The sequence below is a fragment of the Vibrio sp. R15-SG3-ISO1B genome, assembly GCF_059833835.1.
In genome coordinates, this window is sequence record NZ_JCBDGG010000046.1 from 18,007 (window position 1) to 42,695 (window position 24,689).

Consider the following 24,689-nt stretch of genomic DNA (forward strand, 5'->3'; position numbering starts at 1 on the left):
GTATGGATGTAGTGGTATACGCCCCAGCGTCAATTGGTAACGTCAGTGTGGGTTTTGATGTGCTTGGCGCCGCGGTGTCACCGGTGGATGGCACCTTACTTGGTGATCGTGTATTGGTGAAAGCTGGGAATGACGCGTTTGACCTACGCACCGCAGGTCGCTTCGTCGATAAGCTGCCGAGTGATGCGAAAGAGAACATTGTCTATCACTGCTGGCAAGTGTTCTCGCGAGAGCTGGACAAAAAAGGGCAGACCGTATTGCCGGTTGAGATGACGTTAGAGAAAAACATGCCGATTGGTTCAGGGCTTGGCTCAAGCGCTTGTTCTATTGTCGCGGCATTGGATGCGCTTAACCGTTTTCATGGACAGCCTTTAGATGAAACCGAACTACTAGCGTTGATGGGGGAAATGGAAGGTCAGATTTCCGGTGGTATCCATTACGACAACGTTGCTCCCTGCTATTTAGGTGGTGTGCAGTTGATGTTAGAAGAGCTCGGTATCATCAGCCAAGAAGTGCCTTGTTTTGATGATTGGTACTGGGTAATGGCCTACCCGGGCATTAAAGTGTCGACGGCACAAGCGCGCGCTATTTTGCCCGCTCAGTACCGCCGTCAAGATATTATTGCTCACGGTCGCCACTTGGCGGGCTTTATTCATGCGTGCCACTCGGGTCAGCCTGAGTTGGCTGCGAAAATGATCAAAGACGTGATCGCAGAACCATATCGTGAGAAACTGCTGCCTGGTTTTGCGGATGCGCGTAAATACGCGGCATCGGCGGGCGCCTTAGCAACGGGCATTTCAGGAAGTGGTCCCACACTATTTAGTGTTTGCAAAGACAAAGACGTCGCCGAGCGGGTTGCTCATTGGCTCGAGCAGAACTACGTACAAAATGAAGAAGGATTCGTCCATGTTTGTCGTTTGAACAAACAAGGATCGACAGTAACAGGAAGTGAGCTATGAAGCTTTACAACATAAAAGAAAATGATGAACAAGTTTCCTTTGGCCAAGCCGTTCGCCAAGGGTTAGGTCGCAATCAAGGCCTATTTTTTCCATCCGAACTGCCAACATTTGATGATGTGGATGCGCTTTTAGCAGAGGATTTTGTTTCTCGTAGCACCAAGATTTTGTCGGCATTGATCGGCGATGAACTGACGCAAGAGCAAGTGCATTCGATGGTGGATGCGGCATTCCAATTCCCAGCACCGATCAACAAAGTGAAAGATGGGGTCTACGCACTAGAGTTGTTCCACGGTCCAACGCTGGCGTTCAAAGACTTTGGCGGCCGTTTTATGGCGCAATCTTTAGCAGCCGTGTCTGATGGCGGTAAAATTACCATTTTAACGGCCACATCCGGTGATACGGGCGCAGCGGTAGCCCATGCCTTCTATGGTATGGAAGACATCAATGTGGTGATCCTTTATCCGAAAGGTAAGATCAGCCCACTGCAAGAGAAGCTGTTCTGTACCTTGGGTCAAAATATCCATACTGTCGCTATCGATGGTGATTTTGATGCCTGTCAGGCACTAGTAAAGCAAGCCTTTGATGATGCAGCGCTGCGTGAAGAGATTGGTCTTAACTCTGCTAACTCAATCAACATCAGCCGCCTAATGGCGCAAATCTGTTACTACTTTGAAGCGGCTGCTCAGTTGAGTAAAGCCGAGCGTGAGAACCTAGTGATCTCAGTACCAAGTGGTAACTTTGGTAATCTTACCGCCGGTCTACTCGCAAAAGCGTTGGGCTTGCCGATCAAACGCTTCATTGCGGCGACGAACGCCAACGATACTGTGCCACGTTATCTAGAGACCGGTCAGTGGGATCCTAAGCCAACTGTCGCGACAACCTCCAATGCGATGGATGTCAGCCAGCCAAACAACTGGCCGCGCATCGAAGAGCTATGCCGCGTCAAAGAGTGGGGCTTGGAGACACTAGGTAAAGGCGCTGTTTCTGATGACCAAAGTGCTCAGTCAGTCAAAGCGTTGCATTCTTTGGGTTACTTATGTGAGCCACACGGCGCGATTGCTTACCGCGTATTGGATGAGCAGCTTCAAGAGGGCGAAACGGGGTTATTCCTGTGTACTGCCCATCCAGCCAAATTCAAAGAAGTGGTTGATGAGATTTTGGATACCGACATCGAACTGCCAGGCCCTCTCGCCAAGCATGCTGCGATGGAACTCTTGTCTGAGGATTTAGGCAACGATTTCGACGCACTGAAGCAGGTTCTACGCCGCGTGCAAAAATAAAGTCTAGCTCGGCGTTAGATTAAGCAAAAAGGTCACTCATCGTAGTGACCTTTTTGTTGGGTTTTTTATGTTGGTTTAACGCGATTTAGCGGTTAATCGCAAAGGTGGGCAGTGACAAATGCCAGCGAATCGCCCCTAGACGAATCAGCAAGGTAGACAAGACGCCTGATAAGAAAGCGGTGTTGGTGTCGTAACCCATGCTGAGGGCGGTTGTGTGAAAAGCGCCGCCGACAATGCATGCCGTCGCGTACACTTCACTGCGCAATACCATCGGGACTTCTCGGGCTAAGACGTCGCGTATGATGCCACCGCCACAACCGGTTAGCACGCCCATGATGACGGCCACCAAAGCCGAATCTTGATAGACCATGGCTTTTTCCACGCCAATACCGACAAACGCCGCCAGACCAATCGCATCACATACCGGCAGTATCCACCACGCCACGCGCTTAGGGCGGCGGACGATCAACATCGTCAGCAAGCAGGTCGACAAAATCACCCACAAGTAATTGGTATCGGTGATCCAAAACACAGGCGTGGCACCCAGCGCCATATCTCGAATGGTGCCACCACCAATGGCCGTCACACTACCCAGTACCACTACGCCAAAGGGATCCATTTTTAAACGGCCTGCCAGCAGGACGCCAGAGATAGCAAAGATGGCCGTACCGAATAAGTCAAAAAAGTAGAGCAGCATAGTGTCCATGACACGAGTTTCTCTTCATTTGCAGCAAAAACAGGAGGCGCAATTGTAAGGGAAAGGCTCGCGCCATCGCTAGCGTTTTTCTCGGGCCTGTTGAAAATAGTCACACACTTGCTCAATGGCCTTGAGGGTGCGCATCGTGGGCCGATTGATCCAGTCTGAGTGGAGTGACCATACGTTGTTGGCTTGAACGGCAGTTAACTCGCTCTGCCAACGTTGCCACATGCTGCCATTGGCAATGGCGTGCTCGGAGGTAAAAATGACCTCAGGATTGGCGAGCAGCACTTGCTCCATTCCCACTTGAGGGTAGGGCATGGCGGCATCTTCAAACACATTGACGCCGCCGCAAAAAGTAAACACTTCGCTCGGCCAGCTTCCTTGCGCGACACTGATGATGGGTGATTCGCTCAATTGATAGAAATAGCGTACAGGTTGCGAGGTGTCGTAGCGCTGAGCCATATCATTCAGCGTTTGCCTAAAGTGCTCGGCTCGCTGCTTGGCGACCGATGGGTCGTCAGCAAACTGCCCTAAGCGCTCAATGTTTTCGGCGATGTCCGGGATGGAGTGTGCTTGAGAGTAATAAATATCAAAGCCAAGCTGAGCCAATTTGTCAAGCTCCTTGGCGGGATTTCCGCCCGGCCACGCGAGAATTAAATCCGGCTCCAAGGCAATGATTCTCTCGAGCTTAAAGCCTTGGTAGTTGGCGACTCGCTCTATGCGCTGCGCTTGATCAGGGTAATCGCTGTACTCGGAGACGCCGATCAGTTTATCGCCAAGCCCAGCACTAAACGCCAACTCAGTGGTGTGAGGGGACAAGCTGGCGATGCGTTCGATCGCCCACGAAGGGGCGCTAGTCAGTACCAACAGCGCAAAAAGGGGGCGCAATCTCATTAGAATCCTTGATAAATCATTGCCATAATCAGGCTTTGTAACACAAACCAGACGAGTAATCGTTGGTTGAGTAAAGTCAGGACTTGGGCAACATGAATGGCTGACGGGGCGATTCGCCCGCCGAGTTTCGCTCGGATACGCTTTTTGCTCGCTTGATGTTTGGCATCAGTGGGATAGATGGCAGGCCCACCCATCGATAACTCCAACTTCGCGCCAACACTCACCAATAACCAAGCTGGGCCGGGTAGCGGCCATTGCCTGGTTTGCTCTCTTAGTAAGAGATAAGTCGCACGGCTGCGCTGACCAAGTAGTATGAAGAGGCTATAAAGGCGCAGCGGTAACCAGTCGAGTATCGCGACAACGCGCACCGCGGGTAGCCCAAATGGATGAAAGTATTCACGAGAAGGTGACCATGCCCTCGCCAGTTCGACACACATGCGATACAAAAAGGCGCCAGTCGCACCAGAGATGCCATACCAAAATAAGACGCCAATCAGATTGCGTCCGTACGACATCGTCAACGTTTCTACGCCCGCTTTCCCAAGCCCAAGTAGCGACAACGGACGGGTTTCTCGATTGAGATAGGGACGAATAAGCAGCCGAGCTTGCTCTTTATCATTGCGAGCGAGCGCTTCAACAAAGAGGCGGCCAAAACGTTGGGTATTGCGCCACTCAATCGCCAGCAGCAAAAACGCGAGTTCAAATAGGGCGGGTTGCCAAACCAAAGGTTTGAGCGCTATTAAGACTGCCAGTGTCGGCAGTATCATTAAGCCCCATGCCAGCGTCCCAGAGATGAGGCTTTGTGAGTAGCTGGCGCGGGTATTGACCTTCTCAGCTAACTGCTCGGCAAATTTGTGCCAGAGGATTGCAGGGTGCGCCTCTCTGGGGAAAGGAAGCAGCCAATTGCAAAGCAGGGCGCCCCACATTACCAGCAGTGCGCCCCCAGCGTAGAATTGAGTGAACAGATCTTCCATGATGCTCCACTGCGCTTATTTCAGTAACTGAACCATATTGATCACCATTTCCGAAGAGCTTTGCGCAGCCAGAGGTAAAAACTCTTCAAAGCTCATCGGTGACTCTTTGTCTGCAACATCAGAGATTGCGCGGACGACAACAAAAGGCACCGCGAACTGATGACACGTCTGAGCAATGGCAGAAGCCTCCATCTCTACGGCAATGACAGATGGGAAGTGGGTACGGATAAAGGCTTGACGCTCTGCGGTGCAGACAAACGCATCGCCAGTACAAATCAGACCGCGTAGCGCGTGTTTGTCGTCCATTTTTGCTAGTGCTTGCTCAGCGACGGCCATCAATTTTTCATCCGCCGCGAACGCCGCAGGTTGGCCGGCCATTTGGCCCATTTCATAGCCAAACGCGGTCACATCGGCGTCATGGTGGCGAACTTCACTCGAAATCACGACATCACCAAGATTTAGCGATGAGTCGAACCCGCCCGCAGAGCCAGTGTTGATCACGACGTCTGGTTGATGCTCACTGATCAACAAGGTGGTGCCGACGGCCGCGGCCACTTTACCGATACCAGATTGCAGCAATACGACATCCACACCGTGAAGTTGACCTGCATAAAAGGTGCAGCCTGCCTTAGTCGTGGTTTGGACGTTGTCTAACGCGTCTTTTAGAATCGCAACTTCTTGCGCCATCGCGCCGATAATACCGATTTTCATAATGAATCCTGTTCATTTTCACTAGAATACTGTTTGCCCGACAGTTTATCAGAAAAATGCCGCAGGGCACCCTTTGTCGCCGCGGCGCTACCGCACCCACCATTGGTGCAACCCTTGATAACCAAAATACTTATTGCATCGCCTAGTCGCATCCCCTATAATTCGCGCTCCTCGTGTCGGCTGAATCAGAGATTGGCTGGCACAAATATTAACTTACTCTTATTAGGAGAGAATGATGTCTCTGAATGCAGAAACTAAAGCAGCAATCGTTGCAGAATACGCGCGCTCTGAAGGCGACACAGGTTCACCAGAAGTTCAAGTAGCTCTACTTACAGCTTCTATCAACCACCTACAAGGTCACTTCAAAGCTCACAAAGGCGATCACCACAGCCGTCGTGGTCTTCTACGTATGGTTTCTAGCCGTCGTAAGCTTCTAGACTACCTAAAAGGTAAAGATCTAGGTCGCTACCAAGAGCTAATCAAACGTCTAGGCCTACGTCGCTAATCAGCGTCTGCATAGAATAGTTTGTAAAAAAGGGGCTTATAGCCCCTTTTTTGTTGTCTAAATTTAGCCAAACCTCATTTATGCCGTTATACTACGGGCGGCAAATCCTGATTAGGATTTTCAATTAGCTCATTGCATTACAATTGCCATTTGGGCCAGTCATAGAATTTAGTTTCCAGCTTCTCACCGATAACTTAGCCCTTAGGTTGGGAGTTAGAAACTAAACTCTAGACTGTTTAATTCGTAATGCCTTGAGTCTTAATCCACTCTTTTTAGGTTTCGCATCACGGCGAGAACCTAGACACAAGGAATAACAATGTTCGAAAAACCAGTTGTTAAAACGTTCCAGTACGGTAACCACACAGTTACTCTAGAAACTGGCGTTATTGCACGTCAAGCTACGGCTGCCGTTATGGTCACTATGGACGATACCGCGGTATTCGTTTCTGTCGTAGGTAAAAAAGAAGCGGTTGAAGGTCAAGACTTCTTCCCTCTAACAGTAAACTACCAAGAGCGTACTTACGCTGCAGGTAAAATCCCTGGTGGTTTCTTCAAGCGTGAAGGTCGTCCTTCTGAAGGTGAAACGCTAACGGCTCGTCTAATCGACCGCCCAATCCGTCCACTATTCCCAGATTCGTTCAAAAACGAAGTACAAGTTATCGCAACTGTTGTTTCTGTTAACCCAGACGTACAGCCAGACATCGTAACTATGATTGGTACTTCAGCTGCGCTAGCTATCTCTGGTATCCCATTCAATGGTCCTATCGGTGCAGCGCGCGTTGGTCACGTTGATGGTCAACTTGTTCTTAACCCAAGCAACACAGAGCTAGAAACGTCTAAGCTTGACCTAGTTGTAGCGGGTACTGAAGGCGCTGTTCTAATGGTTGAGTCAGAAGCTGACAACCTAACAGAAGAAGAGATGCTATCTGCAGTGGTTTACGGCCACGACCAACAGCAAGTTGTTATCAATGCGATCAATGAGTTCGCAACTGAAGTTGCGACTCCTGCTTGGGATTGGGTTGCTCCAGAAGAGAACACTGCGCTTGTAAACAAGATTGCAGAACTTGCAGAAGCTAAACTAGTAGAAGCTTACCAAATCACTGAAAAGATGGCGCGTTACGACCGTATCCACGCTATCGCAGGTGAAGTAAACGATGTTCTGCTTGCTGAAGATCCAGAAGCAAACACGAAAGAAATCCACACTATCTTCCACGATCTAGAGAAGACAGTGGTACGTCGCAGCATCATCGCGGGCAACCCACGTATCGATGGTCGTGAAAAAGACATGGTTCGTGCGCTAGACGTACGCACTGGTGTTCTTCCACGTACTCACGGCAGCGCACTATTCACTCGTGGTGAAACTCAGGCGCTAGTGACGGCAACTCTTGGTACGCAGCGTGATGCTCAAATCATCGACGAGCTAACTGGTGAGCGTAAAGATCACTTCTTACTACACTACAACTTCCCTCCATACTGTGTAGGTGAGACTGGTTTTGTAGGTTCTCCGAAGCGTCGTGAAATCGGCCACGGTAAACTAGCTAAGCGTGGTATTGCTGCGGTAATGCCATCAGTAGACGAGTTCCCATACACTGTACGTGTTGTATCAGAAATCACAGAATCTAACGGTTCTTCTTCAATGGCTTCTGTATGTGGTACGTCTCTCAGCTCTTATGGACGCTGGTGTACCAATTAAATCTTCTGTTGCGGGTATCGCAATGGGTCTTGTTAAAGAAGGCGACGATTTCGTTGTTCTTTCTGACATCCTTGGTGACGAAGACCACCTAGGTGACATGGACTTTAAAGTAGCAGGTACTAACACTGGTATTACTGCACTTCAGATGGATATCAAGATTGAAGGTATCACTAAAGAGATCATGCAAATTGCGCTTAACCAAGCACAAGGTGCACGTAAGCACATCCTATCTGTAATGGATGAAGCTATCTCTGGTGCTCGTGAAGATATCTCTGAGTTCGCTCCGCGTATCCACACTATGAAGATCAGCGCTGAGAAGATCAAAGACGTTATCGGTAAAGGTGGTGCAGTTATCCGTGCTCTAACTGAAGAGACAGGTACAACTATCGAAATCGAAGACGACGGCACAATCAAGATTGCAGCAACGGAAGGCGCGGCAGCGAAAGAAGCTATCCGCCGCATCGAAGAGATCACGGCTGAAGTTGAAGTTGGTCGCATCTACACGGGTAAAGTGGCTCGTCTAGCTGACTTTGGTGCATTTGTAACAATCCTTCCAGGTAAAGATGGTCTAGTACACATCTCTCAAATTGCTGACAAGCGTGTAGAGAAAGTGTCTGACTACCTTGCAGAAGGTCAAGAAGTTCAAGTGAAAGTGCTTGAGATTGACCGTCAAGGCCGGGTTCGTCTAAGCATGAAAGAAGCGGTAGAGAAAGCGGAAGAAGCTTCAGAAGAGAAGCCAGCGTCTGACGCATAATCGCGTTTGCCTCCTAAGGGGGTAAATTAGATTATTACTCTAAAAGCATGTTATAAAGGGAGCATTACGCTCCCTTTATTATTTTCAGGGATTTCGCTAAGCCTCGCTTAGCTACAGGAGTATCTATTTGTGAAATGGTTTCAAACCGCAACTCTAGGCCTGACCCTTCTCATTACCGCAGGCTGTGCCACTCAGTCTCACCAAAATGCGGAGTGGCTCTACCCTCCCATGGCTGTCCCTCTGCAAGCCAGTGTTCAACAGGAAGTGCAAATAGCGCGTTTGAGTCAGTTACTGCAACGTACGGATTTGAATGATGATGTGCGGGCGAAGATGCTTTATGAGCGTGGAAACTACTATGACAGTGTTGGTCTGCGTGACTTAGCTCGACTCGATTTCAATCAGTCTTTGTCACTCAATCCCGCGCAGCCTGATCTGTTTAACCTGCTTGGCGTCTACTTTACCCAAATTGGTGAATTCGACGCAGCGTACGATGCGTTCGATTCGACGTTAGAGCTCGATCCTGAGAACTCTTATGCGGCGCGCAATCGAGCTATTGCCTTGTACTATGGCGATCGACTTGATCTTGCTCTTGAAGACATGAACAAGCATTTTGCCGAGGAGCCGAGTGATCCGTTTCGAGCGCTGTGGCTCTACATCATTGAAGCGGAGCGCGCACCAGAGCAAGCCCGTACGACCTTGCTTGAGCGTTATCATGACCGAGATGAGCAGTGGGGATGGGTGCTGGTGGCGATCACGTTAGGTGAAGTGTCGGAGCAGCAAGCGTTTAAAGCGATCTTAGCGGGAACCCGTGATAACACGTTGCTGGCTCAGCGTCTCACTGAAGCGTATTTCTACCTAGGCAAGCGCTATCAAAGCGAAGGGGATTTCGCTAGTGCAATCTCTTTATATAAGCTCGCGATCTCCTTCAATGTGTATGAGTATGTCGAGCACCGCTACTCTTTCTTGGAACTGAGCCGGATTTATAACCAAGTGAAAGCGGAACAGCTCGCCAAAGCGAAGCAGCAAGCCATAGAGGCGACCCAATAATGAATAAAGCCATCGTAATGCGATGGCTTTATTCATAGTGTGATAGGAGATTAGCAACCTGAGGTCACGGTTTGATAGACCGGAGGGGTACTGGCATCACTGGCTTGAGTGTACTGGAAGTAGCAGTTGTCATCTTTACTTTGCCCGTCATCATCAAAGTCATAGCCGATGTAGGTCTCAGAGATTCCTTCGTACTCAATCACGAAACTCTCATCAAGCACGATGCGTTTTTCAATATCGGTATTGTCGAGGTAATTCCACTTCAGGCGGATGTCAAACTCGCCATTGCCATCGAGATCGATGTCCAATAAATCATCTCGATTCGGTACTGCTTGAGTAGAGTAACTTGGCATCTGAGATTTCATATTGATGAGGTTGTTAGCGGTTTCAACACTGACTTCGATCTGTTCCAATACGCGGATACGGCTGTCTGTCCAAAGGTTCAACATCTTAGGCAGTGCCGCCACTGCCAATATACCGAGAATGATAATCACAGTGACCAACTCAATAAGAGTAAAGCCTTCCTGTGCACCTCTACCATTACCAAACTGCATTGAAAACCTTGTGTCATCACTACAACTTATCGCACCACTATATCGCTATCGGTAGCGATTTTCAGCTGTGAAGTGATGCAAAGGTGATGGCTATCTACACGTTAAGTGATGTTTTTCACTTCAAGCCCAGCAATTTGATGCCAGTAGCCATTGCATTGGCGATCGTGCAACATCTGAGGTTTTTGACCTTGTTCATTGGCTTTAAACTCGCTGACGTGTGAAAAGGTCTCCAATCCGAGTGGGCTTAAGCGCACCACATCGACCAAGCCTTGCATGCTCGGCAAGTCATTGACCAAGTTATAGCAATAACCGGATTGCGTTTGAATGCCATTGAGATTGAAGACCTCTTGCCCCTCCTGGCTGCGTACCTTGAGACCCGTCGGATATTTTATGCAGCAGGTTTCGCAGTCATCCTTGGCGCGGTTTTCCGCACGCGCGGTAAAACAGCGCGCTGAATAGGCCAAAGGCAGGTAACCGTGGCTGAACACTTCAACATCAAATTGGCCGCGAATGCCTAGATCCTCACATTGCGATAAGGTGTTTGAGAGCCACTCTCGCGAGAGCTCAACGGGCATGCACCAGCGTATCATCCCTTGTTTAAGAAACAGCTTTAACGTGTGGGCGTTGTAGGTATTGACCGCAGGGCCGACCACAAAGGGCACTTTGTGTTGTGAGGCGAGCTGAATCGCGGAGACATCGTTCGCTTCAATAGCGAAGTCACCATTGTCGATGTACTTTTTCATCACGTTGACTTCACTCGGCGCTTCAAGAAGTGCCATGGTGGAGAGCACCACCTGTTTACCTGCTTGGCTCAGCTCTTGCGCCAAGCCAAACCAGTGACTAGGTTTCATCTCACGTCGTTTAGAGCAGACGCTTTCGCCTAAGTAGAGAATATCCGCATCGCTCTGCTTCGCTTGTTGATAAAAGTCTTCAACGTTCTGCTTTGGCCAGAAGTAGAGTAAGGGGCCAAGGGCGTATTTCATCGTGTTTTCCATATCAGTCTCTACTGCCATTTACGGTGGTATGCACCCAGTGTGGTTTGTGTCCCTTCGGAAACGTTCGCAAGGGCTGCATCCCACTGCGGTTCCACCTGATACTGCTCTGGCGCGGATTGGTAGCGGTCAATAGCAGCGCGCCATGTTCGCGTGACTTGCTCGACGTACGCCGGGCTGCGCTGGCGTCCTTCAATTTTGACCGAAGCCACATTCGCCGCAAACAGCTCAGGTAGCATAGACAAAGTATTCAAGCTGGTCGGCTCTTCAAGAGCGTGATAGCGCTTGTGCTCTCCTGCGATCTCTGCGTCAAAACGCCCTTTGCACAGGGTAGGGTAGCCAGCGTTTTCGCCCGCTTGATAGCGATCAATCAGGATATCATTGAGGCGTGATTCTAATCCTTGCTCGGTCTCTTGCCAGCGGACGTATTTCGCGGGCGAGCAGGCACCAACGGTATTGGGGGACTCTCCTGTCATGTATGAGGAGAGGTAGCAACGACCTTCCGACATGATGCACAAACTGCCAAAGGCAAACACTTCCAGTTCGACATCTGAGGTGATGTTGCGAGACAGCTGTTTTACCTGATGAATTGAGAGAACACGAGGCAGCACGACACGTTTGACGTTGAAGTTCTGTTGGTAGAATTCGATTGCGGCAACATTGGTGGCTGAAGCTTGGACCGATAAGTGCAGCTCAAGATCTGGGTATTTATTGGCGGCGTAATCGAGCACCGCAATGTCTGCGACGATCAAGGCGTCCACGCCTAAATCGGCTGCACGATCGACGGCGTTGGTCCAGCGTTCAAACCCATTCGGATGAGCAAAGGTATTCAACGCAATATGAATTTTTTTGTTGTGGTCATGAACGTAGTCGACCGCTTTGTCGAGCTTCTTACCTTGAAAGTTGAGGCCTGCGAAGTGACGAGCATTGGTGTCATCTTTAAAGCCGATGTAGACCGCGTCAGCACCGCAATCAATCGCGGTTTTTAAAGCAGGAAGATTGCCTGCTGGGCATAGGAGTTCCATTGCACATTACCCGTTCTTAATCCGCCACGTCCAAGGCGTGGGCGAAGAGGTGTCAAAGTATGCTGGGCATTTTATGAAGGTTTATGAATAGCAAATTTGATGTGAGGCAGGTTTGAGCGAATTCGCTCTGAAAATAATCACTTAGTGGTAAAAAATACCGCAGGGTTAGTTCTTGTGACGGCGGTTTTGCGCGAACAGCTCTTCAATGTCCTGTTTCGGTTGAGGGCGATGAAAGTGGAAACCCTGAATCGAATGACAATTGAGATTAGAGAGCAAGGTCGCTTGCTGTTGGGTTTCTACCCCTTCGGCCACCACGGTTAAGTTCAACGATTTACCGAGATTAATGATGTTCTCGATGACGGTGATCTGCTTAGGTAGCGTGTCGATGTCGGTGATAAAGGCACGGTCTATTTTGAGCTCATCAATCGGAAAGCGTGCCAAATAAGAGAGTGACGAGTAGCCGGTACCGAAGTCATCAATCGACAAGGAAAAACCGAGCTTTTTGATCGCGTTGAGCATCTGTAGCGTGTGCTCGCTGTCACTCATAACGGCGCTTTCAGTCAACTCAAAGGTGATGCAGTTCGGGTCCAGCTCAGTGGTACGCAAGAGCTTTTCCATGTAGTCGATAAGCTTAGGGTTGCCAAACTGCTCGGGTGACAAGTTGATGGCGACACGTCCCGGCAAGATGCCTTGCAGCTTCCAGCGTTTGACCGTATTGAACACATCACGCATCACCACGCGTCCAAGGTGCTCAATTAATCCAGCGCGCTCGGCCACCGGAATAAAAGCGCCCGGGCTGATGTAGCCTTCAACGGGATGTTTCCAACGGATCAGTGCCTCGGCGCCATTGATACTGAAATCGCGCGCGTTCACTTTCGGCTGATACCAGACCTCTAACCCGTTTTGCTGGAGCGCTTTTTGCAGCTCAATTTCGAGCCAAAGGCGCATCCGCGCTTCTTTGTTCATTTGATCGTTGAATTTGATCAAACGATTTCGGCCGCGATCTTTCGCTTCGTACATCGCGGTATCGGCATTTTGCAACAAAATGCGTGCGTCGTTGCCATCGCCTGGATACGCAACACTGCCGATAGAGCAGGCTAAGCGCTTACTAAAGTGGTGCAAATCAAAAGGTTGGTTAATCAGCGAGATAATACGCTCAGAGAGCATCTCGGCCATGCGGTTGTTTTCTGGCTCGGGCAGAATAAGGCCAAATTCATCGCCGCCCAGATGCCCCAAAATCGCTTGGGGAGGCAAGAGACGTTTGAGTCTTGATGAGACTTCTTTGATCACTTTGTCACCGATGTGATGACCCAGTGAGTCATTGATATTTTTAAAGTTATCAATGTCTAGATAGAGCATAATCAACGGCGTTTCGTTGTGAATCAGTTGCTCAAGGCGCTTGGTAAACCCAAAGCGGTTGTATAGACCGGTTAGTGAGTCGAGGTGCGCATCCTCTTTACTGGTTGGTGAGAGTATTTTGTTACTCACTTCGGCGTCTTGAATCAGCACGATTTGTGTGTTGCCACCAAGCAGTTTGGTTGCGCCTGCGTGCAGCTGAACTTTACGCTCAAAACCACAGCGTGGCCCGGTTAAACAGACCAAAGGCGCTTTAACGATCTGGTTTTCTAGCGATTTGGCAAAGACGGTCTTGGTTTTCTCGTCGACAAACAGGCGAGAGAAGCTTTCGCCCAGCAGTTCTTGAATCATCTCAAAACCGAGTAGACGCAGCGCTGCAGGGTTGGCCGATAGAATGCAGTCGTCTTCGACCAGCAATAACCCATCTGGCAGTATCGTGGTTAAGGTACTGAATTTACCTTCTGACTCTTCGAGAGAGCGAACCAAAATTTGTTTTTCAGAGGTATCGATGGCATGAAAGACGATATGTTCGACTTTGCCTTCAGTCTCAACAGGAGTCAGACTAAAATGAACGCTGGTTTCGAGGTCGATGTCATCAAGGGTGATTTCTGCCTCTAACGTTTCGCCATTAAACGCCCGCTCATAATAGGGTTTGAGCTGTTGGTAGAACTGTTTACCAAGAATTTCGCTGTCGCACATTCCGACCATTTCCGCAGGCGTGAGGCCAGAAAGGTCGCAGTAACGCCCATTCACCAAAGCATAGTGATGTTGGTTATCTAAGATCGCAAAAAAAAACGGACTCTTCGCCGTTATTTTTGTAAACCAATGCTGAAGTTGTTGCGAGAGCATCAAGTTTGTACCAGTTCTCCGAGGATTCTTCTTAGTAAGCGGCATATTTACTAAGACGTCAATACAACTATAACGACCTTTGTGACGTGATGACAAGGAAGAGAAGGATAAAGACTGTTTTTTGATAAATAACAGGATTTCTCTCAGTGACATCCACTATGATGGCGAGTTGTGTTTGACAAATTAACGGATCATCAGCGTGATTAACAAGATTCGCACTCAGCTAGTTCGTAATGCCGCATCAATTTTGCGATCTCCAATCCACTTCTTGCCTCATTTTGTTCAAAAAAGAGCCTTGTTGGATGGACTAAACACGGTGTTTAAAGAAGCCCTCGAAGACGGCGATTTTGACTTCTTGCAAGACAAATGGCTTAAAGTCGCGATCAAAGATCTCGATCTCTGCTGGTTCATCAGTTATCAAGATGAACAGCTACAGGTTGCTGATACTCCGATGACCGCCGATGTGACCTTCAGTGGCAACCTCAATGATTTGGTGTTGATTGCAGGTCGCAAAGAAGATCCAGATACGCTCTTTTTCCAACGCCGCCTTTCTATCGAGGGGGATACCGAGCTTGGTCTGGAAGTCAAAAACTTGATGGACAGTGTTGATCTCACGCTTTTACCTAAACCCTTGCAAATGTGCATGAATCAACTGGCCGACTTTGTTCAGAAAGGCGTACAATCTGAGACCTTAAACAAAGAGGTTGTCCATGCTTATTCGAACTGAAGCGCCCGCTGATATTCTGTCGGTCGAAAAATTACTCCAAACCACTTTTGACACTGACGCTGAAGCCAACTTGGTGATGAGCCTGCGAGAAAACGGCAATCGCACTTTGTCTTTGGTTGCGTGCAACGATGAGGGTGACGTCGTCGGCTACGTGTTGTTTAGCCCAGTAACCGTTAATGGTGAAGAGAAAAGCTGGCAAGGGCTCGCGCCGTTAGCGGTGGCGAACGCGTATCGCAATCAGGGGATCGCGGCACAGTTAGTTGAAGAAGGGCTCGCGTCACTGTATGAGTTTGGTTATCCCGCCTGTGTGGTCTTAGGCGATCCGAACTATTATGGCCGTTTTGGCTTCGAGCCAGCGGAGAAGCATCAGTTGCATTGTCGTTGGGATGTGCCGGCTGGCGCGTTTCAAGTCATAGAGTTAGCAGCAGGTGAAGTGCAAGATGCACAGGGCTTGGTGGACTACAGTCCGGAGTTTACCGCCCTCTAAGTGGCGGCTTGAACAAGATTTATCCACGAAAAGCTTGGTTTTGTCCTTTTTTTAAGCGTTCGACACGATAAAGCCAATTTTTTCAAAAATACCACTTGTCAGCGTTATGTCGTTTCGCTAGTATTGCTCCGCCTTCAACGAGGAGGTCGCTAGCCTTGTTCAGGACGACTCCTAGAACGGCGCTGGCTCAACAATTTGGAACATAGGTGGAAAGCATGTTTACCGTTCTACTTGTGATTTACCTGTTGGCAGCGGTTGGTGTAATCGGCCTCGTGCTGATTCAACAAGGTAAAGGCGCAGATATGGGAGCCTCATTCGGTGCAGGCGCATCAAACACAGTGTTTGGCGCAGGTGGCTCAGGAAGTTTCCTAACCCGAATGACTGCAATTTTTGCAACAGTATTTTTCGTTATCAGCCTAGTGCTTGGCAACATGTCGACACACAAGACAGAGTCTCAGTGGGTTGACCCAACGCAAGGTCAAGTAATTCAAGCTGGTGACGTGAGTGAAGTTCCTGCCCCTACAACGGGTGACGAAATTCCTCAATAAGCGATAGATCGCTTAAGTAAGATTTATGCCGAGATGGTGAAATTGGTAGACACGCTAGCATGAGGTGCTAGTGCCTTTGGTGTGAGGGTTCGAGTCCCTCTCTCGGCACCATTATTTACAAACTTGTAAAACACCTTGGAGAGCGTATAATGCTCGACAAGTCGGACGCGGGGTGGAGCAGCTTGGTAGCTCGTCGGGCTCATAACCCGAAGGTCGTCGGTTCAAATCCGGCCCCCGCAACCAATTCCTACATTGAGATTTGACCAGTTCTTATCTGATGAAAAGTAGGATGTTGCAAGTTTTCGCAGTCTTGATTATGTCGAATAGTCACTGCGAGTTAAATGATGAAATGCATCGTTTAACGTATCAGGGTCCAGCAACAAAAAACCCCGACTATATCGGGGTTTTTTGTTATCTGAACTTTTTAAAAGTTCAGAGCTTGCTTGGAATTTAAATTGGGCTCTGAGCCCTTTTTTTGTTTCTGGAGTGGTTTAAATGACTGGTTTAGAAAGACAACTTACTGAAATGCTTGAAGCTCCTGTAGCAGCATCAGGTTATGAGTTAGTTGGATTAGAATTTATTCGCGCAGGCGAACACTCAACGTTGCGTATTTTTATTGACCATGAAAATGGCATTACCGTCGATGACTGTGCAGAAGTGAGTCGTCAGGTCAGTGCGGTGATGGACGTTGAGGATCCAATCACAGTGGCTTACAACCTAGAAGTGTCTTCACCAGGTTTAGAAAGACCACTTTTCAAAGCGGCACATTATGAGCAATTTATTGGTCACGAGGTCAGCATCGTTTTGAAAATGGCTGTCGGTAACCGTCGTAAGTGGAAAGGTGTTATCCACTCTGTCGAAGGTGAAACAGTGACGATTACTGTGGATGGCAACGATGAAGAGTTTGCATTAAGCAACATTTCAAAAGCTAACCTGATCCCTAAATTTTAAGCGAAGTCTTAGAGGCTATTTAAAATGAGTAAAGAAATTTTAGCGGTAGCAGAAGCGGTATCGAACGAAAAAGCGGTACCTCGTGAGCGTATTTTTGAAGCATTAGAAATCGCACTCGCTACCTCGACTAAGAAAAAGTACGAAATCGAAATCGAGGTTCGCGTAGCTATCGACCGTAAAACCGGTGAGTTTGATACTTTCCGCCGTTGGTTAGTGGTGGAAGAGGTTGAGCATCCAACGAAAGAGATCTCACTAGAAGCGGCACAATTCGAAGATCCTGAGCTGCAAGTTGGCGATTATGTAGAAGACGAAATCGAATCGGTGACGTTTGACCGTATTACGACGCAAACTGCGAAGCAAGTGATTGTTCAGAAAGTTCGCGAAGCAGAGCGTGCACAGATCGTTGAACAGTTCATCGACAACGAAGGTGAGCTTGTGACTGGCGTGGTGAAGAAAGTGAACCGCGACACCATCATTCTTGATCTGGGTAACAACGCGGAAGCGGTTATTCTGCGTGATGACCAATTACCACGTGAGAACTTCCGTCCTGGTGACCGTGTACGTGGCCTACTGTACCGCGTCGCGCCAGAAGCGCGTGGCTTCCAGCTATTCATCACACGTTCTAAGCCAGAAATGTTGGCAGAACTGTTCCGTGTTGAAGTGCCAGAAATCGCAGAAGAAATCATCGAGCTGAAAGGTGCAGCGCGTGATCCTGGTTCTCGTGCAAAAATTGCCGTGAAGACCAACGATAAGCGTATTGACCCTGTCGGTGCCTGTGTGGGTATGCGTGGTGCGCGTGTTCAAGCCGTATCGGGTGAACTTGGCGGTGAGCGTATTGATATCGTGCTTTGGGATGATAACCCAGCGCAGTTCGTGATTAACGCTATGGCACCGGCTGATGTCGCTTCCATCATTGTTGATGAAGATACGCACTCAATGGACATCGCGGTTGAAGCGGACAACCTAGCTCAGGCGATTGGTCGTAACGGTCAAAACGTTCGTCTCGCCTCTCAGCTAACGGGTTGGGAACTGAACGTCATGACGGTTGAAGATCTTCAGAAGAAACACGCTGAAGAGTCACAAGCGTCTATCGAAAACTTTATGAAGTACCTAGATATTGAAGAAGACTTTGCTCAACTGCTTGTTGAAGAAGGCTTCTCGACTCTAGAAGAGATTGCTTACGTACCCGTAAACGAGCTACTAGAGGTTGATGGTTTGGATGAAGATCTTGTTGAAGAGCTACGTAGCCGTGCCAAAGAAGCATTGACCACGATCGCCCTAGCACAAGAAGAATCGTTTGAAGGTCTAGAGCCTGCAGAAGATTTACTAGGTCTTGAAGGCCTAGAACGCGAAATGGCATTTAAACTGGCAGCAAAAGGTGTCTCCACATTGGAAGATCTTGCTGACCAGGGTATTGATGACCTAGAAGGTATTGAAGGCCTAACTGAAGAGCGTGCGGGCGAGCTGATCATGGCAGCACGTAACATCTGTTGGTTCGGCGAAGAAGCATAATTTCCCAGCAAGGAGGAGCGGCATGACGCAAATTACCGTTAAAGCACTAAGTGAAGAAATTGGTACGCCAGTAGACCGCCTATTAGAGCAACTTGCTGACGCAGGAATGAAAAAAGCGAGCACAGATCAAGTCACAGAAGATGAAAAACAGAAACTGCTGACTCATCTGAAAAAAGCGCACGGCGACACCAATGGTGATGCTGAGCCAACTCGCTTAACCCTGCAACGTAAAACTCGCAGCACACTGAGTGTTAATGCGGGTGGCGGCAAAAGCAAAGAAGTCAACGTTGTGACTCGTAAGAAACGTACTTACGTGAAAGCGAGCACAATTGAAGATGAAGCGAAACGTGAGGCTGAAGAAGCCGCTCAACGTGAAGCTGAAGAAGCGGCAAAACGCGAAGCTGAAGAAGTAGCAAAACGTGAAGCCGAAGAAGCAGCAAAACGTGCAGCAGAAGAAGCAGCAAAACGCGAAGCGGAAGAAAAAGCGAAACGTGAGGCAGAAGAGAAAGCCAAACGTGACGCTACCGAGAAGGCGAAACGTCAATCTGGACAACAGAACGAACGTAGCGCTGAAGAGAAATCTAAGCAAGAAGCAGCGCGAAAAGAGGCCGACGAGCTTAAACGTCGTCAGGAAGAAGAAGCTAAGCGTAAGGCTGAAGAGGAAAGTCAGCGCCAGCTTGAAGAAGCTCGCGAATTGGCTGAGAAGAATAAAGAGCGTTGGTCTGCTGCTGAAAAGAAAAAGGGTGATATGGAAAATACAGATTACCATGTAACGACTTCAACCTACGCACGTGAAGCCGAAGATGAAGCAGATCGCCGTGAAGAAGCGGGTCGTCGTCGCAAGAAGAAGAAACTCTCTAGCAAAAACGATGATCAAGAACGCAACGCTCGCCCTGGACGTGGTAAAGGCCGCGCGAAAGGTCGTCTAGCGAAGCCTTCTTCTATGCAACAAGCGTTCGACAAGACCGCTGCGGTTGCAAAAGCGGACGTTGTGATTGGTGAAACCATCGTGGTTTCTGAACTGGCAAACAAGATGTCAGTGAAAGCAACAGAAGTGATTAAAGCGATGATGAAGATGGGCGCAATGGCGACCATCAACCAAGTGATTGACCAAGAAACAGCGCAATTGATCGCTGAAGAAATGGGTCACAAGGTCGTGTTGCGTAAAGAGAATGAGCTTGAAGAAGCGGTTCTAAACGATCGTGATAGCCACGCAGAAGCGACACCTCGTGCGCCAGTTGTGACCATCATGGGTCACGTTGACCACGGTAAAACATCGACGCTTGACTACATCCGTCGTACACACGTGGCTTCAGGCGAAGCGGGTGGTATTACCCAGCACATCGGTGCTTACCACGTAGAAACTGAAAACGGTATGATTACCTTCCTTGATACTCCTGGACACGCGGCGTTTACCGCAATGCGTGCTCGTGGTGCTCAAGCGACGGATATTGTTGTTCTTGTGGTTGCGGCAGACGATGGCGTAATGCCACAAACGGTTGAGGCTATCCAGCACGCGAAAGCGGCAGAAGTGCCTCTAATCGTTGCGGTGAACAAGATCGATAAAGAAGATGCGAACCCAGATAACGTGAAGAATGAGCTTGCTCAGTACGACGTTATTCCTGAGGAGTGGGGCGGTGAGAACATGTTCGTTCACATCTCTGCGAAACAGGGTACCAACATCGACGGTCTTCTAGAAGCGATCCTTCTTCAGTCTGAAGTTCTTGAACTTACAGCTGTGAAAGAAGGCATGGCATCTGGTGTTGTGGTTGAATCGCGTCTAGATAAAGGTCGCGGTCCAGTGGCTACAGTACTGGTTCAGTCAGGTACCCTAAATAAGGGCGACATCGTTCTTTGTGGTCAAGAATACGGCCGTGTTCGTGCTATGCGCGACGAGCTAGGTCACGAAATCACAGAAGCTGGTCCATCTATCCCTGTAGAGATCTTGGGTCTTTCTGGTGTGCCTTCTTCAGGTGACGAAGCTACGGTTGTCCGTGATGAGCGTAAAGCACGTGAAGTCGCTAACTACCGCGCTGGTAAGTTCCGTGAAGTGAAACTGGCTCGTCAGCAGAAATCCAAACTTGAGAACATGTTCTCTAACATGGCTGCAGGTGAAGTGGCTGAGCTGAACGTTGTACTAAAAGCGGACGTACAGGGCTCGGTTGAAGCAATCGCAGACTCACTACTGAAACTTTCTACTGACGAAGTGAAAGTGAACATCGTGGGTTCTGGTGTGGGTGGTATCACTGAGACAGATGCAGTACTGGCTGAAGCGTCTAACGCTATCATCCTTGGCTTTAACGTACGTGCGGATGCATCAGCTCGTCGTGCAATTGAAGCGGCAAGCGTTGACCTACGTTACTACTCAATCATTTACCAATTGATTGACGAAGTGAAACAAGCAATGGGCGGTATGCTTGCTCCAGAATTCAAGCAAGAGATCATTGGTCTTGCTGAAGTACGTGACGTATTTAAGTCACCGAAACTGGGCGCAATCGCTGGTTGTATGGTCACAGAAGGCGTGATCAAGCGTAACAACCCAATCCGCGTACTGCGCGAAAACGTTGTTATCTACGAAGGTGAGCTTGAGTCCCTACGTCGCTTTAAAGATGACGTTCAAGAAGTTAAGAACGGCTACGAATGTGGTATCGGCGTTAAGAACTACAATGATGTTCGCGTCGGTGACCAAATCGAAGTCTTCGAAACAGTGGAAATCAAACGTACACTGGACTAATTGACTAACATTACTCTCAAAGGTCGAAAGACGAGAGCAATGGGTTGTTGAATACACCATGGGGGGCTGGCTTGACCATCCCCCCATTCTTTCTAATGTGAGAAAAGAGATGTCAAAAGAATTTAGCCGTACTCAGCGCGTTGCGCAGCAGTTACAAAAAGAATTGGCGATGATCCTCCAGCGTGAAGTTCGTGACTCACGTCTGGGCATGGTGACTATTTCCGATGTCGAAGTGTCACGTGATTTGGCCTACGCCAAAGTGTTTGTCACTTTCCTATGTGTTGGCGAGCAAACCCCAGAATCATGTCTGGCGGCACTGCGTGAGCACGAAGTACACATCCGTATGATGCTGGGTAAGCGTATTCGTCTGCGTCTGACACCAGAAATCCGCTTTCATTACGACAACACCTTAGTTGAAGGTATGCGCATGTCTAACCTCGTTAGTGAGGTGATTAGTCAAGACAAACGCAAACAACACAACGCAGGTCGTGATGAAGAGGAAGAGAACTAATGGCACGTCGTCGTAAAGGTCGTCCTATTGATGGTGTGATCCTATTGGATAAACCCACTGGGATTTCATCCAACGACGCACTGCAAAAGGTCAAACGCATCTACTTTGCGGAGAAAGCGGGTCATACCGGGGCGCTCGATCCTTTGGCAACCGGCATGCTGCCGATTTGTTTGGGCGAAGCGACCAAGTTTTCTCAGTTCTTGCTCGATTCGGACAAGCGATACCGAGTGATTGCCAAGCTGGGCGAGCGAACCAACACCTCAGATTCAGACGGAGAAGTGGTCGAAACGCGCCCTGTGAATGTTGAGCTCCCTATGCTCGAAGCGTGTATCGACAAGTTCCGCGGCGAATCCGACCAAGTACCGTCAATGTTCTCGGCCCTGAAATATCAGGGTAAGCCGCTGTATGAGTATGCTCGTCAAGGCATTGAAGTCCCTCGTGAAGCGCGCAAGATCACCGTGTACGAGATTACCCTCCATCGCTTCGAAGGCGATGAAGTCGAGATGGAAATACACTGCTCGAAAGGCACTTATATCCGCACTATCGTAGACGATCTTGGTGAAATGCTCGGTTGTGGCGCGCATGTGACCATGCTGCGTCGCACGGCGGTCGCTAACTACCCGTACGAGAATATGGTGAAGCTAGAGCAGCTTAATGAGCTTCTTGAACAAGCGCATCGTGAAGAGCGCGCGCCGCGTGAGTTACTTGACCCGCTGTTGCTCCCTATGGACACCGCTGTTGAAGATCTGCCTGAGGTGAACTTGATTCCTGAATTGGCCGATCTCGTCATGCATGGTCAGCCTGTGCAAGTTTTCGGCGCTCCGACCGAGGGTACGGTTCGCCTGACGAAAGGTGAAGAGAAGTGTTTTATCGGCGTTGGTGAAATGAACGACGACGGTAAGATTGCCCCAAAGCGTCTCGTCGTATTCAGAGACCCGGTTTAATACCGATAAGCCTCTCTCAACGACAAAAAACCGAAGCACTATCAGCGCTTCGGTTTTTTATTTTAAGCGTCTTGGTTACTCTATGAGCCCTTCGGCTTTCAGGATGTCACGAAGTTGCTCTGCGCGTTTGCGATTGACGCCAAAATCAGAGTAACCCACACGCGACTCTGAGCGCACCATTAGTGCTCCGTCGGTCATTTTTAGCTCCAAGTCATCGACGAAACGCAGGATTTTTGAGGTGCACTCAATACGTAAGTAACCTTCATCGCTGACCGCGGTTTTGGCGCCGGGTAATTGCAGGGCAGCGCGCTCTATCGCATCGATGTTGGCCTCTTTAGTTAGGATAAAGGGTGCGAGAGAAAACTTCTCTCGGGTATCCTGAGTAGAGACACAATTGGGTTTGTCACCACATGGCTCGGCGCTTCTGTCTGTCATTGTCGTCACTCCTTGGCTGCAACCCGCGAGAGCGATCGACGCGAGTAGCAGAGTGGTTAGGGTTCGCCATTGGGGTTTCATTGGTTCTCCTTACTAAGAGGGGGCTTCACGGACTTTAAGAAGGTTACACTTCTAGAAAGTCTAAGATACCTTCTGCCGCTTTGCGTCCTTCATCGATGGCCGTGACTACAAGATCGGAGCCGCGCACAGCATCGCCACCGGCAAAAATCTTCTCGTTACTGGTCTGGTAACGGTAAGTTTGTTCAGATGCCGCTTTAATTCGGCCCCACTGATCCAGCTCTACACCATAAGGTTCTAACCAGCTCATTTGGTGCGGCTGAAAACCAAACGCCATAATGACTGCATCGGCGGCCAGTACGTGTTCGCTGCCTTCGACCGGCTCTGGGCGGCGGCGCCCAGCAGCATCTGGTTCACCCAATGCCGTTTTGACCACCTTGACCCCAGTGACCTGACCGCTTGCGTTGACTTCTAACCCCAAAGGCTGAAGGTTAAACATAAAATCTACCCCTTCTTCTTTGGCGTTTTTCACTTCGCGCCTTGAGCCAGGCATGTTCTCTTCATCACGGCGGTAAGCACAAATCACGTTTGCAGCGCCTTGGCGGATAGAGGTGCGCACACAGTCCATCGCGGTGTCTCCCCCGCCGAGGACGACGACATTTTTCCCAGCCATATCAATAAACGGTTTGTCGTCTTTAAGGTCCATCACTTTATAGGTATTGGAAATCAAAAACGGCAGCGCGTCATACACGCCAGGTGCGTCTTCATTCTCAAGTCCAGCGCGCATATTTTTGTACGTACCCACCCCTAAGAAGACCGCGTCGTAGTCGTTAATCAGCTCACTCATTTGAATGTCTTTACCGACTTCGACATTGAGACGGAACTCAACACCCATGTCACTAAAGATGCGGCGACGGTTTTCCATCACCCCTTTTTCTAATTTAAAGGAGGGAATACCAAAGGTGAGCAGCCCGCCGATCTCTGGGTAGCGATCAAACACGACTGGTTTCACGCCATTTCGGACTAACACATCGGCTGCAGCGAGACCTGCAGGGCCCGCGCCTATGATGGCGACTTTTTTATCCGTCCACTCGACTTTAGACAAGTCGGGCTTCCAGCCCATTTCGAACGCTTTGTCCGTAATGTATTTTTCAATGTTGCCGATGGTCACCGCACCAAAGTCATCATTGAGGGTACAGGAACCCTCACAAAGACGGTCTTGCGGGCAGACGCGTCCACACACTTCGGGCAAGCTGTTGGTTTGGTGAGACAGCTCAACGGCTTCAAGGATACGCCCTTCATTGGCGAGCTTTAGCCATTGCGGAATGTAGTTGTGAACCGGACATTTCCATTCACAGTAAGGGTTACCACAATCTAAGCAGCGATCCGCTTGGGCAGTCGCTTGCTGCTTGGTAAAGGGTTCATAAATCTCGACAAACTCTATCTTACGGATCTTAATCGGTTTTTTAGCCGGGTCGACACGCTGGACATCGATAAATTGGTATACGTTCTGGCTCATACATCCTCCA

At 49.2% G+C, this 24,689-nt stretch carries 22 protein-coding genes, 2 tRNA genes and 1 pseudogene; 15 read left to right on the plus strand and 10 right to left on the minus strand.

The features are described 5' to 3' along the window. Positions 1–2: 2 nt before the first annotated feature. Entirely contained in the window at positions 3–959 is a 957-nt protein-coding gene (thrB, locus tag AC6R0S_RS14195) for a homoserine kinase (RefSeq protein ID WP_500631797.1), read from the plus strand. Further along, positions 956–2,239, plus strand: a complete 1,284-nt coding sequence (gene thrC / locus AC6R0S_RS14200; protein ID WP_500628943.1) for a threonine synthase — start codon at positions 956–958, stop codon at positions 2,237–2,239. Before thrB ends, thrC begins: the two co-directional genes overlap by 4 nt. Before the next feature lie 85 nt (positions 2,240–2,324). Here thrC and AC6R0S_RS14205 read toward each other — a convergent pair whose 3' ends face one another. The 4 genes from AC6R0S_RS14205 to mtnN form a co-directional block, all read right to left on the minus strand. Then, positions 2,325–2,945, minus strand: coding sequence for a TRIC cation channel family protein (locus AC6R0S_RS14205; protein WP_500626479.1), 621 nt, complete (start codon positions 2,943–2,945; stop codon positions 2,325–2,327). A gap of 69 nt (positions 2,946–3,014) precedes the next feature. Continuing rightward, a complete protein-coding gene (btuF, locus tag AC6R0S_RS14210) occupies positions 3,015–3,833 on the minus strand; it encodes a vitamin B12 ABC transporter substrate-binding protein BtuF (RefSeq protein WP_500638178.1) in 819 nt (272 codons plus the stop codon). Further along, positions 3,833–4,807: a cobalamin biosynthesis family protein gene (locus AC6R0S_RS14215; protein ID WP_500638179.1), complete on the minus strand. Its 975-nt coding sequence runs from the start codon at positions 4,805–4,807 to the stop codon at positions 3,833–3,835. The genes btuF and AC6R0S_RS14215 overlap by 1 nt, the downstream gene beginning before the upstream one ends. 15 nt (positions 4,808–4,822) lie before the next feature. Continuing rightward, positions 4,823–5,518 carry a 5'-methylthioadenosine/S-adenosylhomocysteine nucleosidase gene (mtnN, locus tag AC6R0S_RS14220; protein WP_500626482.1) on the minus strand — a complete coding sequence of 232 codons (696 nt, stop codon included), beginning with the start codon at positions 5,516–5,518 and terminating at the stop codon, positions 4,823–4,825. 235 nt (positions 5,519–5,753) lie between these two features. On the opposite strand from mtnN, the gene rpsO reads away from it, so the two are divergent. From rpsO to nlpI, 3 genes and pseudogenes are all read left to right on the plus strand, one after another. Then, positions 5,754–6,023, plus strand: coding sequence for a 30S ribosomal protein S15 (rpsO, locus tag AC6R0S_RS14225; protein WP_032551549.1), 270 nt, complete (start codon positions 5,754–5,756; stop codon positions 6,021–6,023). A 316-nt stretch (positions 6,024–6,339) separates the two neighbouring features. After that, positions 6,340–8,470: pseudogene (gene pnp, locus AC6R0S_RS14230) on the plus strand (polyribonucleotide nucleotidyltransferase). Between the two features lie 129 nt (positions 8,471–8,599). After that, positions 8,600–9,517, plus strand: a complete 918-nt coding sequence (gene nlpI, locus AC6R0S_RS14235; RefSeq protein ID WP_500631793.1) for a lipoprotein NlpI — start codon at positions 8,600–8,602, stop codon at positions 9,515–9,517. Between the two features lie 50 nt (positions 9,518–9,567). Here the strand turns inward: nlpI and AC6R0S_RS14240 are convergent, their stop codons facing one another. The 4 genes from AC6R0S_RS14240 to AC6R0S_RS14255 all read right to left on the minus strand — a co-directional run bounded on the left by AC6R0S_RS14240 (position 9,568) and on the right by AC6R0S_RS14255 (position 14,293). Beyond that, positions 9,568–10,071: a type II secretion system protein gene (locus AC6R0S_RS14240; RefSeq protein WP_500638180.1), complete on the minus strand. Its 504-nt coding sequence runs from the start codon at positions 10,069–10,071 to the stop codon at positions 9,568–9,570. A 101-nt stretch (positions 10,072–10,172) separates the two neighbouring features. Beyond that, on the minus strand, positions 10,173–11,054 hold the full coding sequence (locus AC6R0S_RS14245; protein ID WP_500638188.1) for a U32 family peptidase: 882 nt from the start codon (positions 11,052–11,054) through the stop codon (positions 10,173–10,175). A 20-nt stretch (positions 11,055–11,074) separates the two neighbouring features. Next, entirely contained in the window at positions 11,075–12,088 is a 1,014-nt protein-coding gene (gene ubiU, locus AC6R0S_RS14250) for a ubiquinone anaerobic biosynthesis protein UbiU (protein ID WP_500626485.1), read from the minus strand. Positions 12,089–12,253: 165 nt separating this feature from the next. Next, positions 12,254–14,293 (minus strand): sensor domain-containing protein, encoded by a 2,040-nt coding sequence (locus AC6R0S_RS14255; RefSeq protein WP_500638181.1) that lies wholly within the window; start codon positions 14,291–14,293, stop codon positions 12,254–12,256. Between the two features lie 199 nt (positions 14,294–14,492). Here AC6R0S_RS14255 and ubiT point away from each other — a divergent pair, with 199 nt between their 5' ends. The 10 genes from ubiT to truB all read left to right on the plus strand — a co-directional run bounded on the left by ubiT (position 14,493) and on the right by truB (position 22,707). Beyond that, complete coding sequence (gene ubiT / locus AC6R0S_RS14260; RefSeq protein ID WP_500626487.1) at positions 14,493–15,020, plus strand: ubiquinone anaerobic biosynthesis accessory factor UbiT; 528 nt, start codon at positions 14,493–14,495, stop codon at positions 15,018–15,020. After that, complete coding sequence (locus tag AC6R0S_RS14265; RefSeq protein WP_500638182.1) at positions 15,004–15,507, plus strand: GNAT family N-acetyltransferase; 504 nt, start codon at positions 15,004–15,006, stop codon at positions 15,505–15,507. Before ubiT ends, AC6R0S_RS14265 begins: the two co-directional genes overlap by 17 nt. Positions 15,508–15,722: 215 nt before the next feature. Next, positions 15,723–16,055, plus strand: coding sequence for a preprotein translocase subunit SecG (gene secG, locus AC6R0S_RS14270; RefSeq protein ID WP_500638183.1), 333 nt, complete (start codon positions 15,723–15,725; stop codon positions 16,053–16,055). Between the two features lie 27 nt (positions 16,056–16,082). Further along, positions 16,083–16,166 (plus strand) — tRNA-Leu (locus AC6R0S_RS14275). A 55-nt stretch (positions 16,167–16,221) separates the two neighbouring features. Continuing rightward, positions 16,222–16,298, plus strand: a tRNA-Met gene (locus AC6R0S_RS14280). Positions 16,299–16,550: 252 nt separating this feature from the next. Then, positions 16,551–17,006, plus strand: a complete 456-nt coding sequence (gene rimP / locus AC6R0S_RS14285) for a ribosome maturation factor RimP (protein WP_334554268.1) — start codon at positions 16,551–16,553, stop codon at positions 17,004–17,006. Positions 17,007–17,030: 24 nt separating this feature from the next. Continuing rightward, positions 17,031–18,518, plus strand: a complete 1,488-nt coding sequence (nusA, locus tag AC6R0S_RS14290) for a transcription termination factor NusA (protein ID WP_334554270.1) — start codon at positions 17,031–17,033, stop codon at positions 18,516–18,518. A 22-nt stretch (positions 18,519–18,540) separates the two neighbouring features. Then, positions 18,541–21,252, plus strand: a complete 2,712-nt coding sequence (gene infB / locus AC6R0S_RS14295) for a translation initiation factor IF-2 (RefSeq protein WP_500633462.1) — start codon at positions 18,541–18,543, stop codon at positions 21,250–21,252. Between the two features lie 109 nt (positions 21,253–21,361). After that, positions 21,362–21,763 (plus strand): 30S ribosome-binding factor RbfA, encoded by a 402-nt coding sequence (rbfA, locus tag AC6R0S_RS14300; protein ID WP_500631787.1) that lies wholly within the window; start codon positions 21,362–21,364, stop codon positions 21,761–21,763. After that, positions 21,763–22,707, plus strand: a complete 945-nt coding sequence (gene truB, locus AC6R0S_RS14305) for a tRNA pseudouridine(55) synthase TruB (protein WP_500638184.1) — start codon at positions 21,763–21,765, stop codon at positions 22,705–22,707. Before rbfA ends, truB begins: the two co-directional genes overlap by 1 nt. A 75-nt stretch (positions 22,708–22,782) precedes the next feature. On the opposite strand, the gene AC6R0S_RS14310 is transcribed toward truB, so the two are convergent. Both AC6R0S_RS14310 and AC6R0S_RS14315 read right to left on the minus strand, forming a co-directional pair. Then, positions 22,783–23,223, minus strand: coding sequence for a DUF1499 domain-containing protein (locus AC6R0S_RS14310; RefSeq protein WP_500633463.1), 441 nt, complete (start codon positions 23,221–23,223; stop codon positions 22,783–22,785). Positions 23,224–23,266: 43 nt separating this feature from the next. Further along, positions 23,267–24,679 carry an FAD-dependent oxidoreductase gene (locus AC6R0S_RS14315; RefSeq protein WP_500631784.1) on the minus strand — a complete coding sequence of 471 codons (1,413 nt, stop codon included), beginning with the start codon at positions 24,677–24,679 and terminating at the stop codon, positions 23,267–23,269. Positions 24,680–24,689: the final 10 nt, after the last annotated feature.